A 13,071-nucleotide genomic window follows, 5' to 3' on the forward strand; every position below is an offset into this window, starting at 1 on the left:
CTTCTTATTTGTATGAACGTTGTTTTAGTTCAATATCGTTAAACTCTAATTCTTCTTTGTGTAAAACTGCCTCTGCAGGTTCTCCTTTATATTCCCATGCAGCAACGTAAGCATAATCACTATCGTTACGTTTTGCCTCTCCTTTTTGTAATCCGTCTAATTCAACAGATTCTTCTCTAAAGTGACCACCACAAGATTCGTTTCTATTTAAAGCATCTTTTGCAAACAATTCTCCTAATTCTAAGAAATCAGCCACACGACCAGCTTTCTCTAATTCAGGGTTCATTTCGTTAGCATCTCCAGGAACTGTTACGTTTTTCCAGAAATCTTCACGTAAAGCTTTAATTTCTGCCATTGCTTCTTTTAAACCTTGTTCGTTACGAGCCATTCCACATTTTTCCCACATAATTTTTCCTAATTTTTTGTGGTAATAATCTACTGAATGTTCTCCTTTATTGTTGATAAAGAAATCTACACGTTCTTTAACTTCTTTTTCAGCTTGTTCAAACTCTTCTGAATCTGTTGATATTTTTCCGGTACGGATATCATCAGATAAATAATCTCCAATAGTATAAGGTAACACGAAATAACCATCAGCCAAACCTTGCATTAAAGCAGAAGCTCCTAAACGGTTAGCACCGTGATCAGAGAAGTTTGCTTCACCAATACAATACAATCCGTCAACGGTTGTCATTAAGTTATAATCAACCCAAACACCACCCATTGTATAGTGGGTTGCAGGGTAAATCATCATTGGAGTTTCATATGGATTTTCATCTACAATCTTCTCGTACATCTGGAATAAGTTTCCATATTTAGCTTCAACAATCGCTTGTCCTAATTCGTATACTTTTGCATCCGAAGGATTTGTAATATGCTGTAATTTAGCTTGTTCTTTTCCGTAACGGTCAATTGCCGATTTAAAATCTAAATAAACAGCTTCACCAGTAGCATTTACACCGTAACCAGCATCACAACGTTCTTTTGCTGCACGAGAGGCAACATCACGAGGTACTAAGTTACCAAATGCAGGGTATCTTCTTTCTAAATAATAATCTCTTTCATCTTCGGTTAATTGAGTTGGTTTTTTACGACCTTCTCTAATAGCCAATACATCTTCCATGTTTTTAGGAACCCAAATACGACCATCGTTACGTAATGATTCAGACATTAACGTTAACTTTGATTGATAATCACCTGAACGAGGAATACAAGTTGGGTGAATTTGTGTATAACAAGGGTTTGCGAAAAATGCTCCTTTTTTATGAATCTTCCAAGCTGCAGTTGCGTTTGATCCCATTGCGTTGGTTGATAAGAAATATACATTTCCGTATCCACCAGTAGCAATTACAACAGCATGTGCAGAATGGCGTTCAATTTCACCAGTAACTAAGTTACGAGCAATGATTCCACGAGCTTTTCCATCAACTAAAACAACATCTAACATTTCATGACGATTGAACATTTCAATCTTACCACGAGCAATTTGACGGTTCATTGCAGAATAAGCACCTAATAATAATTGTTGACCCGTTTGTCCTTTTGCATAAAAAGTACGAGAAACTAATACTCCACCAAATGAACGGTTATCTAACAAACCACCATAATCACGTGCAAAAGGAACTCCTTGCGCTACACATTGATCAATAATATTTGCCGAAACTTCTGCCAAACGGTGTACGTTTGCTTCACGAGAACGGTAATCTCCTCCTTTTACAGTATCGTAAAATAAACGGTAAAAAGAATCTCCATCACCTTGGTAATTTTTTGCTGCATTAATTCCTCCTTGTGCTGCAATTGAATGCGCTCTACGAGGAGAATCTTGATAAGCAAATGCTTTTACGTTGTAGCCTAATTCAGCCAAAGTTGCTGAAGCAGAACCACCTGCTAAACCTGTACCAACTACAATAACATCAATGTTACGTTTGTTAGCCGGATTTACTAAATCGATATGATTTTTATAATCTGTCCATTTATCTTTTAATGGACCTTTTGGTATTTTTGAATCTAAAGCCATACTTGTTTCGTATTAATGATTGAAATGATGAAATAAAGCAATGATGATAAATCCTACAGGAATACCAATTGCATACACTTTACAAAATGTTTTCAATCCTTTAGTGTATTTGTTATTTGCTCCAACCGATTGGAAAGCTGAAGTAAAACCGTGTAATAAATGCATCGATAAAAATACAAATGCTAAGATATAAGCTCCTACTCTAATAGGGTTTACAAATTTGTGTTGTAATTCTTCAAAGTATCTAAGTCCGCTATCAGCAACATTAGGGTCGATAAGACCAGACATATCTCCTTGAATAAATTTGGTGTTTAATTCTGGAAACCAGAAATCAATAAAGTGTAATACTACAAATGCTAAGATTGCGATACCAGACCAAATCATATTTCTACTCATCCAAGTAGAATTTGCTGCACCGTTATTTTTCGCATAACTAATTTTACGAGCACTGTTATTTTTTAATTCTAAGATGAATCCCATTACAAAGTGAAACACTACACCAATAATCAAGACTGGTTGCATAACATATTGAATTAACGGGTTGGTTCCCATAAAATGAGATAACTTGTTAAATGTTGCTCCGTTGTCAGGAAAAATTGAGGTGATGTTTATTGCAAAATGTTGTAATAAAAAGAACATCAAGAAGAACGCCGAAAGTGCCATGGCAAATTTTCTTCCAATAGAAGATTTTAATAATCCCATTATTTTGTTTGTTATATTAAATATATAACACAAATTTAAGGGGTACGTACTACTTGCACAAATTTTGCGAATTGTTTTATTAAATATTTAGAATGGGTTTAAATAGTTTTATTCTTTTTTAGTTTTTATTAATTAATTTAAAATGATATTTTATAACTGATATTTGGAATCATCAACGCTTCTCTGTGTTCTTCTACTTTATTACTTTTAAGATTATAACGATATCCTTGGTATTCTTTAAAGTTTGTTGCATTAAGAATTTTTAGCGATAGTCTTTGTGTTGTTTTCTTTTTGTACCATTCATAATTAACAGTAAAATGTGATATGAATCCAGCGCTAGTTTGTTCAGTAAATGGTGTTGTTTCATTGTAAATGGCATCTTTTTTATCTAAAGAAGCGGCATTATCAATAATAGAATGTCTATCACCACCTTGATAACTTAATTTAAAATTTACACCAAGTAAATTTTGTTTATGCTTTCCGATTCTAAACTCTTTACCAACCAAAGCATTAAATAAGTAGTTTTTATTGTAGCGAGTATTGTACCATTTTTCAGAATCTGTTTTGTATTTAGAATTAAAAACAGAACCAGATATTAAATAATAAAAACCATTGTTAATGTATTGTTCTAGCGTTAAATCTAGCCCGTAATTCTTTCCTTTTCCTGAATTAATGTAAGCATTATTAATAAACCAGTCACTTTGCAAGTTTAAAAGTGAAGTAGTACTATTCTTAATAATAGGAATGTTATAGAGATGTTGATAATATGGTTCGATTTTTAAATGTAACTTTTCTGTAATGTTCCAATCGTATGCCAATACAAAATGATGTGCTTTTGAAAAATCTAAGTCCTTGTTAGCTTGTAAAGAGGTTGAGTTTATTGTATTTGCAAAATAGATATTCAAGGCTTCAATTCTACTGTGTAGTCCGTAACCAAAACTTAATTTATTATTTTCGTTTAATTGATAACTTAAACCAAGGCGAGGTTCAATTGTAAAATTATTATTTAACGTAAATAATTGCGTATTTATACCAGCGTTTATTTTCCATTTTTTTAAGGAAAAAGAAGAGTTTGTATAGGCAGAGGCTAAAGAGGTAAAACCATTTTCTGAAACTATGGATTTTAGATTATTTGTGCTATCATCAGTTTCTTTTAAATCTATATTATAACCTAAGCCTCTTATGGTAACACCTGTTTTGTTTGTGTGTTTTGAGCTAAATTTTTTATTAAGGAAAGATTTAAAAGTAATATTATAATTACTATTATCTATTTTGTTTTTTGGTTGTAATATTGATGCATTGTCAAGTCTATCGGTTTTTAAGTTTAGACCATTTGTAGATACTGCTAAAGTCGTATTTAAATAAGCCAAGTTTTTAAATACCATTTTATGATTTATTCCAAACGCACCCATGTATTGTTTTGCTTTTTGTTTTTCAATATCAGTATAATAGTTACGTTCATTTACTTTAGTTTTTGGTGAACTTCCCGATTTATCTAGTAAACCAATTCCCCAAACAGAAAATTTACCAGATTTTCTGGTGTGAAAGTTTAATTTAAAAGACAAGTCTTGGTAGTTTGTTCCTTTAGCATCTTCTGGAAGTAGCGATGACATTAACGCTAGTGTAGAATATCTGTAATTTACTAAATAAGAAGAATTATTGTTTTTTGTTAAAGGACCTTCTGATGCAAAATCGATTCCAATGGCACCAACGTCTATACTGTGTTCATGTTTTGAATTATTCCCTTTTCGCATTCTAATATCAAAAACACCAGATAACGCATTGTTGTATTCTGCAGGAAAAGCACCTGTGTAAAAATCAGAATTTGCTAATAAATTACTACTTAAAGCTGTTAGTCCACCACCACCAAAAACACCTAAGTTTGCAAAATGATTAGGGTTTGGTATTTCTATTCCTTCAATTTTCCATTGTAAAAATTTTGGAGCATTACCTCTTATTACAATAGCGTTATTATCAACGCTACTAGAAACACCCGGAAAAGAAGAGGCTAAGCGAGCAGGGTCGTCAAACCCTCCTGCGTATCTATTTGCTTCTTCAACACTTAGCATTCGAGCACTAACTGTTGCCATTTTATTAATTGGTTTTTCTTTAACAACTCTTGGTTTTAAGACTACCTCATCTAATGAGTAGGCGTTTTCGGTAAGCCCAATTGATAATATAACCTCTTTAGATGATGTAACAACAACCTCTGGTTTTATAATTGCTTCATAGCCTATGTGAGATATTTCTAAATCATATCGACCAATGGGAACTTTTTTAATAGTAAAAGCTCCATCAAAATCAGAAACAACTCCTATGGCTGGATCTGTATTAAGAAGTACTATTGATACACCTGGAATTGGTTGTTGAGAGGAAGTGTCTACTATTTTTCCTTTAATACTTTGTGTTAAACTTTGGGCATTTAAAATAAGTGATAAAAATAAAAAGAAGGGTACTGAAATATACTTATGCATTCTGAGTCGTAATTTATGTGAGTTATAAAATTAGTACGACTGCTAGTTTTTTATGTTCTGAGTTATCTAATCGAACCAATTTTTAACCCGATTGTAATCAGTTGTTTTTTAAGTTGTTGATGTGTTTTTTTGGTGCGTGTTTATAAAGAAGAACTACTTTTTTTGAATTCAGAAGGTGTTTGAGCGCTAATTTTTTTAAAGGTAGTATTGAATGAAGTTTTAGAGTTGAAACCAGATTCATAAGCAATGCCAAGAATAGATATATGGTTGTAGTCTTTGTTTAAAAGTAGTTCTTTTACTCTTTGAACTCTGTATCTATTAACGAACCAAAAGAAATTTTCATTGAACCCTACGTTAATTACATATGAAAGTTGATGAGGAGTAATTTTTATCAATTTAGCTAAGCTTACCAGCGTTAATTCCGTATCGAGATAAGGTTTTTTATTTTCCATAACATCAATAAGTTTAGATTTGGTAAGTACTAAATTTTCATCTGAAATAATTTTCCTTTTTTTGGGTGTGGGTTGTTGTTCGGTTTTAATAATAAGATTCCTTTCTTTTTCATTTAAAAGAAAAATTTCTTTTTGCTTAAGTGTATTAGAGGCAACAAAAAATATAATTAGTATCGATACAATATTGGCCATTACATTTAAATATTCTCCATTAAAAGCTAAATTGTAAATCCCGATAAAAATACTAAGTAAAAATATAGCAATAATAATATACTCTATCCATTTAAGATCTACTTCGTTTGTATTAGATGAGAATAAGCGAATACTCTTTTTGTGATGTTGAATCTTTATGTAAGAATATATAGTGAAATATAGTGCCTGAATAATAATGAGTATACTTAATAAAGAAGGTATTAAGGTATTGTGTTTGTTGTAACTTTGAAAAATTAAACCAATAAGGAATGTGAAAGGTAAGATAGTGTATATGAGTTCCTTTTTTTTGAATTTAAAATCTGGATTTGAATAATATTCGATGCTAAAATAAAAGACCAAAGGTGTTAGAAATTGAAAGAATCGAAGCGGTATTAAGGGTATATTATTAAGTGGATTAAAACTTGTTAGAATAAATATTTCCTCAAGCCAAAAAGTAGACCATAAAAAAAGAAATACGCCGAACCATAAATTTGCTTTTTTATTAACTTTTAATGGATTTATGATTAATAGAAATGAAAGCAAAATTAGAGCACCGTATATAATAATTAGTATGAATGAATTTATTCCGCTCATTAATATCTTTTGTTAGCTATGTTCTATGGTTTATGTAAGCAATAACGAAGTTATTAGAAAAAAATTGAAAATCAAATTAAACTTAGCAAGGTGGCAAGCTCTTTTGGTTTTTCTAGAGGAATCATATGTCCACAATTTTTAATAAAAAGATACTTTCCTTTGTGTATTTTATTAGCGAATTCTTTTAAAATTGTAGCAGAAGCAAATAGATCGTTTTCAGCAGCAATGAATACTATAGGTGTATGTAGTTCAGAAACTTGTTTAGCTATGTTTAGCCTAGAAGATGTGGTTTTTAATTGACGAATTAAAACGGATTTACCTAAATCAGTATCCATTTTTTTTATAACTGATATAATTGTTTCGTTTTTGTGATTACGAGGGTGTAAAAATTGTTGAATTCTTTGTTTTGATATTCCTTTATAGGTGTGTTTTTCTAAAAAATCAATAGTGCTTTTTCGTAATTGAATTTCCTTTTCATTTAATCCGTATACATTCGCGGCAATAATTACTAGTCTTTTTATCTTTTCGGGATAATGAACTGCAAAGTTTAATGCAGAAAACCCACCTAAAGAAAACCCTACAATTATAGCAGGGGCATTAATTTTGGAAAGAATTGTTTTATTTATTTCATCAAAAGATGTTGCAGAAGTAATATCAATATGAACAGGTGTTACATTTTTTAAATTAGGAAAAACGAATTGCCATAAATCAATAGTGCACATCGTACCAGAAATAAAATATACTTTTTGCATTATAAATTAGGAACTCTTTTTTCTTTAAAACTAACATTCAATATTAAACAACAAATCAAACTAATTAAAACACCTAATTTTATATTGAGTTAAGCACTAAAAATGTCTCAATTCGTTGAAATTACTAACCAATAATTTTAGTGAAGAACCAGCAGATATTCTAAGTGTAGTGCCAACACCATACTTTATTTTATTTATCTGTTCTAGTAAGCGCGTTGCTTTTAATGACGCTAAGTTACTTATGTCTCTATTGGTTTGTTTGAAATTAGAAGATTTTTCAATAAGTTTTTTATAACGTAACTCTAATCTAGTGGTGCTTTTATCGTTTTCAAATCTAGTTGTCATAAATTATGAATTTATATATTCTACTAAAGATAGTAAAAATATTATATTCTACAATTAACTAATAGGGCTTATGTTGTTAAAGAACTCTTTAATAACTGTTCTTTACCTCAATAACTCGTCTAAGTATAAATCAACTGTACACATGGGTACCCAAAATGAAGTATACTTTTTATAATTTGTCTATGTAAACATAAGGTGATTTTATGTGTTTAAGGTACTTAAATCATCAATTACTCTAACGGAATTACCATTTCTTCAGCTTTTGCAGGCAATATTTCAGTAATTCGTTGTATAATAATAAACACAATGAAGTCAGAAAAAAAACACGGAATAGGAATAGCGCTCGGAGCAGCAATAGGAGTAGCACTTGGAACAGTTATAATTTTAGTTACAAATAATTTGAAAATTGGTATTGGTGTTGGAACAATTTTAGGAATAGCGATTGGAGTTATTTTTAAATTAAAAAGATATCCTAAATTAAAATGGACGTTAATTTCAATTACAAGTTTACTGGTAATATTTGTTGTTTTCGGAATATGGTTTTTGAGTTTACTTCCCAGAGAAGAAATGAGAAAAAGAGTAAGAGTATCAGAAACAGGTTCATTTGAAAATCTTTCTTACTTATCTAAGAATGTTATCCCAAAACGCGGAAAAATATTAGCAATAGTTACCAGTAGTAATACTATGGGAAGCAGCAGGAAAAGTACAGGTTATGAATTAACAGAGTTATCAAGAGCTTATTATGTATTTGAAGCCAATGGTTTTGAGGTTGATATTGCAAGCCCTTTAGGTGGTGAACCACCTGTAGTTATTGATGATGACGATATGGGAAAATTTGATTATGCATTTTTAAAGGATTCCATTGCGCAATATAAAACAAGCCATACAATTGCCATGAATGATGTTGTTCCTGATGATTATGAAGCCGTATTTTTTGTTGGAGGAAAAGGTGCTATGTTCGATTTTCCAAACAATAAAGCAATCCAATCTTTAATTCGTAATTATTATCAATCAGATAAAGTTGTTGGTGCAGTTTGTCACGATCCAGCAGCATTGGTAAATGTAACTTTAGATAATGGGCGACCTCTAATAGAGAATAAAAAAATAAGTAGTTTCACGAATAAAGAAGAGTTGCTTTTAATTCCTGATGCAAAAACAATATTCCCTTTTCTTTTACAAGATAAATTGACTGCTCAAGGAGCACAATTTAATGAAGGCGGAATGTATTTGGAGAAAATTAGTCATGATAAAAACTTGGTAACTGGCCAAAACCCTTGGTCTACATGGTTATTAGCAGAAACTATGATCAAACAATTAGGTTACACACCAAAATATAGACGAATTACTGCTGAAGAAAATGCTGTAAAAGTATTACAAGTTTATGAAAGCCAAGGGGCTGAAAAAGCGAAAGCTTTAATTAAATCAATGGCATCTCAAGAGAATATGCCAATGGCTAGAGATTTTATTGTATCTCATAGTATAATTGCTGCGATGGAAGTGCGAATGGGACATTTTTTTGGTTTACTGGGTTTAATTTCTTACGCAAAAAAAGTATCAAAAAATTAATACTAATTTAAGATGAAAAGAAGATTTGTAAAAATATTCAAAGGATTTTCCCTTTTTATAGGAATACTATTAATCATAATTACAGCTGCCGTTTTATGGCCTATGCCAACAATAGAAGCTCCAAAAAAAAATGCAGAAATCTTAATAAAATCAATAGATATAATTGATGTTAGAACTGGAGAAGTCTTAAGAAATAGAGATGTGTTAATTGAAGGAAACCTCATTAAGTCAATAGATACAATAGGAATCATAAAAGTAGCCAAATCAATTTTTACAATTAACGGTAAAGGGAAGTATATGATTCCAGGGTTATGGGATATGCATACGCATTCTAATCATCATTCTCCTTGGTTACATCACCCATTGTACATTGCAAATGGTGTTACAGGTGTAAGAGAAATGTCTGGAACTTTAGATAAAAAAGATAGTTATTGGGTTGGTAGTAACGAACGTTTGAAATGGAATAATGACTTACTGGATAATAAAAGAATTACACCGAGATATGTTTTACAAAGTAGTTATCAAATAGATGGAAAGTCATCTGTTCCATGCGGTTTTCCATCATTTTTTAGATTAGAAAATACAAATGATATTCCCAAGATTTTAGATTTTTATAGAAAAGAGAATGTTGATTTTATTAAGGTGTATCAGCAAATAAAACCAGATTCATATAGGAAATTAGCAGCTGAAGCACCAAAATACGGAATACATTTAGCAGGACATAAACCCATGTTTTTAAGTTTAAAAGAAGCAATACACCTTGGTCAAAAAAGCTTTGAACATGGAAGGATTTTTATGTTTGAGTCTTTTCCGAAAGCCGACAGTTTAAAAAATCCTGATAACTGGAAAGAGTTCTATTCTAAATCAAAAAAATCTATAACATCAGGCTATGATGAAAGCATAGCAATACAATTGATGGAATTAATGAAAGAAAAAAATGCGTATTGGACACCAACTTTACAAACCTTAAAGTTCGAGGCGAATGCTCACAAAGAACAATTCTTATACAATCCGAATCTTAAATATGTAACACAAGTAAGAAAGAAGTTATGGTGGGGAATTGACGCGAATAACAATAAAAAAAGAAATGTATCGGCTGAAGGTAAAAATGTAAGCAAAGACTTTTATAAGGCTTTAAAAATACAAGTGAAAAAAGCAAGTGATATTGGAGTTCCAATAATGACAGGTACAGATGTAACCGATAGTTATACGTTTGCGGGTTTTAGTGTGCATGACGAATTATATGACTTAACAGAAAGCGGACTGTCTAATTTAGATGCATTGCAAACTGCAACAATAGTGCCTGCTCAATATGCAAATTTACAAACTAGTTACGGTTCTATTGAAGTAGGAAAAATGGCTGATTTAATTATCCTAAATGACAATCCGTTAGAAAATATAAAGAACTCAAAGAAGATAAATGCTGTCTTGTTAAATGGTGTTTTATACGATTCTAAAAAGATTCGTGAATTAAAAGAGTTTACAGAATCTATTGCATCAAGTTTTCACATCAATGTAAAAGCGTTTAAAAGTCTTATCGGTAGTCCGTTAATTAGAGTTCAGTTTGCAGATTAAAAACATTTATTTTTGGTTGATATAGAAAGTGAAAATCCTTAGTGATTTGTGCTTTATTTTTGGTTAAAAAACTTAAATTTGATAAAAATATTTTATTGAGTTTTCTAGAGATACTTCTTGTTATTGTTAGTAGTGCAGGGCTTTTACATGGTGTATTATTTGCTTTTTATTTGTGCTTTTTTAAAAAGAAAAAGATGCTAACCAACCTTTTATTGGGGTTAATTTTAATTTTTATGGCTTTCAGAATAGGGAAGTCTGTAATGATGAATTTTGGCGATGATTTAGAGCCGATATTTATTGTTGCAGGATTAGCAACTATGCTTTTTATTGATCCCTTATTAAGGTGGTATGTGTTAGGAATGATACAACCTGGTTTTAAGCTGTTAAAAAGTTTTGTTGCCGAATTAATCCCTTTTCTTTTAATTTTTATTTCAAGTTTTTTTATAACAAAGGAATGGTTTGATGACAATAATAAAACAGCAATAATCTTATTTGGTAGTGTTCTTGTCTTTATTTACCTGCATTTTGCTTTTTATATATTTTTATCGTGGAACACTCTAAAGAGAGCAAAGAAAAACTATCTTAAAGAGAAATCAACTAAATCACAAAAAGCAATATTTGATTGGTTGCAATTCTTGATTATTGGCTTTGTTATTATTTGGTTTTCATATGTACTTAATGTTTTAGATAATGAAGTCCCTTATATTATTGATCCTATAACGTATTCTTTAGCCATTTATTTTTTAAGCTATAAAGCATTCCGATTAAAAACTACTGAGATTGATGGAGAATCTTTTAAAGAGAATGATAATACAGAATTATTTAATAAAATTTCCAAATTAATTGTTGATGAAAAATTATACCAAGAATCTGATTTATCACTTTCGAAATTAAGTAAATTGATTGGGCAAAGCACACAAAAAACCTCTTCAGTAATTAATCAGTATGCGAAAAGGAATTTTAATGATTTCATCAATTATTATCGAATTCAAGATGCTAAAAAAATCCTTTCTAATCCAGAAAGTAAAAAATACACAATTTCCTCAATAGCTTTTGACACAGGTTTTAGTAGCTTATCTTCTTTTAATAGTGCTTTTAAAAAGTTTGAAAAAACAACACCATCTTCATATAAAAAAGTATTCTTTAACGAGGAGGAATAGACTATAAAGATTCACAAACTATTAACAATAAATGCATATTGCTTTTAATTAAATAATGATAGTTTCGCAATAACTATAAAATTATAATAAAGCGAATTTTAAACGATGAAAACATTATTTAAATCTATCATTTGTATTTGTCTGAGTGCAATTAGTTACGGGCAAACCCAAAAAACTATAAAGCATACTACTACCTCTAATTTTAAGGTTACTCGCATTACAGAAAATGTATATAGCATTGTTTCACCATCATTTGGTTTACCTACGCCAGGAAACAAAGGTTGGAATTCTAATAGTCACTTTGTAATTACTAAAAAAGGAGTGCTACTTTTTGATACTGGATCTTCTGAATTAATAGGTAACAAAATTAAAAAGGCTATTAAATCTGTAACCGACAAACCTGTTCGTTGGGTGATTAATTCGCACAGTCATGCAGATCATTGGTTCGGTAATGCTGCGTTTATTAATGAAGATGTTGAAATTATTGCAAGTAACCAAGCAATGACAACAATGAAAAAACATGGACAACCGTCTTTAGAATTTTACACTAAAGTAACTAAAGGTACAATCGGATCTACCAAACTTGTATATCCAACTTTGTTGTTGACGCAAGGGGAAAAACGTAACTTTGGAGGAATAGATGTTGAGTTCATTTTTTCTAACGATGGACATTCTCCAGGAGATATTTTAATGTGGTTGCCGAAACAGAAAATCATATTTGGCGGAGATGTATTAAGTTCAGATTGGATGCCGGTTATTACGGGGCATGGAAATGTTCCAAATTTAATTAAAATCCTTTATACCATTGCAAAGTTAAACCCAAATATTGTTTTAACAGGGCATGGAGAAGCTACCACTGTTAAGTCTGTAAAACGAGATGCAGATTTATTATCAAGCGTTTGGAAACAAGTAAAGGAGGACTATAAAAATGATAAAAAATTTAATGAAACTTTGTTAGATATTAGAGTTAAATTGGAATCAAAATATAGACTCCTGTATAAAGATTTTGTCTCAGAAATTGAGCGACATATCAAATTAATGTATAAGTTTCAGGAGTAGAACACTTCTATTTTAATAAAAATTTTAAAATATCGCCAACGCTAGTTTTAAAAAAAATATAATAAATATTATTTTGCAGAATTTACCAAGCATTTATTATTTTCTCATTTCCTTTTTAAGGATTCTTTAGTAGTCAACTTACCATCACAAGATATAAAACGTTCTTGGAACCTTTTTTAATCA

The 13,071-nt window shown here is 30.6% G+C and carries 10 protein-coding genes; 4 read left to right on the forward strand and 6 right to left on the reverse strand.

Annotation, left to right across the window (positions count from 1 at the left end; genetic code table 11):
* Positions 1-4 precede the first annotated feature (4 nt).
* The 6 genes from PG912_RS12680 to PG912_RS12705 form a co-directional block, all read right to left on the reverse strand.
* Positions 5-2,017 carry a fumarate reductase/succinate dehydrogenase flavoprotein subunit gene (locus tag PG912_RS12680; protein WP_275687821.1) on the reverse strand — a complete coding sequence of 671 codons (2,013 nt, stop codon included), beginning with the start codon at positions 2,015-2,017 and terminating at the stop codon, positions 5-7.
* A 12-nt stretch (positions 2,018-2,029) separates the two neighbouring features.
* Positions 2,030-2,722, reverse strand: a complete 693-nt coding sequence (locus PG912_RS12685) for a succinate dehydrogenase cytochrome b subunit (RefSeq protein WP_260587362.1) — start codon at positions 2,720-2,722, stop codon at positions 2,030-2,032.
* A gap of 134 nt (positions 2,723-2,856) precedes the next feature.
* Positions 2,857-5,193 (reverse strand): TonB-dependent receptor, encoded by a 2,337-nt coding sequence (locus tag PG912_RS12690; protein ID WP_275687822.1) that lies wholly within the window; start codon positions 5,191-5,193, stop codon positions 2,857-2,859.
* Between the two features lie 140 nt (positions 5,194-5,333).
* The gene (locus PG912_RS12695) at positions 5,334-6,431 is read right to left on the reverse strand and encodes a helix-turn-helix domain-containing protein (RefSeq protein WP_275687823.1); all 1,098 of its coding nucleotides are present in this window, start codon (positions 6,429-6,431) and stop codon (positions 5,334-5,336) included.
* Between the two features lie 71 nt (positions 6,432-6,502).
* Positions 6,503-7,183 (reverse strand): alpha/beta fold hydrolase, encoded by a 681-nt coding sequence (locus tag PG912_RS12700; protein ID WP_275687824.1) that lies wholly within the window; start codon positions 7,181-7,183, stop codon positions 6,503-6,505.
* 96 nt (positions 7,184-7,279) lie between these two features.
* Positions 7,280-7,528: a Lacal_2735 family protein gene (locus PG912_RS12705; RefSeq protein ID WP_275687825.1), complete on the reverse strand. Its 249-nt coding sequence runs from the start codon at positions 7,526-7,528 to the stop codon at positions 7,280-7,282.
* A 306-nt stretch (positions 7,529-7,834) separates the two neighbouring features.
* On the opposite strand from PG912_RS12705, the gene PG912_RS12710 reads away from it, so the two are divergent.
* The 4 genes from PG912_RS12710 (at position 7,835) to PG912_RS12725 (ending at position 12,888) form a co-directional block, all read left to right on the forward strand.
* A complete protein-coding gene (locus PG912_RS12710; RefSeq protein ID WP_275687826.1) occupies positions 7,835-9,094 on the forward strand; it encodes a type 1 glutamine amidotransferase domain-containing protein in 1,260 nt (419 codons plus the stop codon).
* 12 nt (positions 9,095-9,106) lie between these two features.
* Positions 9,107-10,669 (forward strand): amidohydrolase family protein, encoded by a 1,563-nt coding sequence (locus PG912_RS12715; protein ID WP_275687827.1) that lies wholly within the window; start codon positions 9,107-9,109, stop codon positions 10,667-10,669.
* Between the two features lie 194 nt (positions 10,670-10,863).
* On the forward strand, positions 10,864-11,829 hold the full coding sequence (locus tag PG912_RS12720; RefSeq protein WP_275687828.1) for a helix-turn-helix domain-containing protein: 966 nt from the start codon (positions 10,864-10,866) through the stop codon (positions 11,827-11,829).
* A 105-nt stretch (positions 11,830-11,934) separates the two neighbouring features.
* The gene (locus tag PG912_RS12725; RefSeq protein ID WP_275687829.1) at positions 11,935-12,888 is read left to right on the forward strand and encodes an MBL fold metallo-hydrolase; all 954 of its coding nucleotides are present in this window, start codon (positions 11,935-11,937) and stop codon (positions 12,886-12,888) included.
* Positions 12,889-13,071: the final 183 nt, after the last annotated feature.

This window comes from Tenacibaculum retecalamus, from assembly GCF_027941755.1.
Classification (GTDB): domain Bacteria; phylum Bacteroidota; class Bacteroidia; order Flavobacteriales; family Flavobacteriaceae; genus Polaribacter; species Polaribacter haliotis_B.

Bases quoted from the DNA above. Each gene is read 5' to 3' on its own strand.
- PG912_RS12680 (WP_275687821.1), bottom strand. From the start codon at position 2,017: ATGGCTTTAGATTCAAAAATACCAAAAGGTCCATTAAAAGATAAATGG.
- PG912_RS12705 (WP_275687825.1), bottom strand. From the start codon at position 7,528: ATGACAACTAGATTTGAAAACGATAAAAGCACCACTAGATTAGAGTTA.
- PG912_RS12690 (WP_275687822.1), bottom strand. From the start codon at position 5,193: ATGCATAAGTATATTTCAGTACCCTTCTTTTTATTTTTATCACTTATT.
- PG912_RS12720 (WP_275687828.1), top strand. From the start codon at position 10,864: ATGCTAACCAACCTTTTATTGGGGTTAATTTTAATTTTTATGGCTTTC.
- PG912_RS12725 (WP_275687829.1), top strand. From the start codon at position 11,935: ATGAAAACATTATTTAAATCTATCATTTGTATTTGTCTGAGTGCAATT.
- PG912_RS12715 (WP_275687827.1), top strand. From the start codon at position 9,107: ATGAAAAGAAGATTTGTAAAAATATTCAAAGGATTTTCCCTTTTTATA.
- PG912_RS12710 (WP_275687826.1), top strand. From the start codon at position 7,835: ATGAAGTCAGAAAAAAAACACGGAATAGGAATAGCGCTCGGAGCAGCA.
- PG912_RS12695 (WP_275687823.1), bottom strand. From the start codon at position 6,431: ATGAGCGGAATAAATTCATTCATACTAATTATTATATACGGTGCTCTA.
- PG912_RS12700 (WP_275687824.1), bottom strand. From the start codon at position 7,183: ATGCAAAAAGTATATTTTATTTCTGGTACGATGTGCACTATTGATTTA.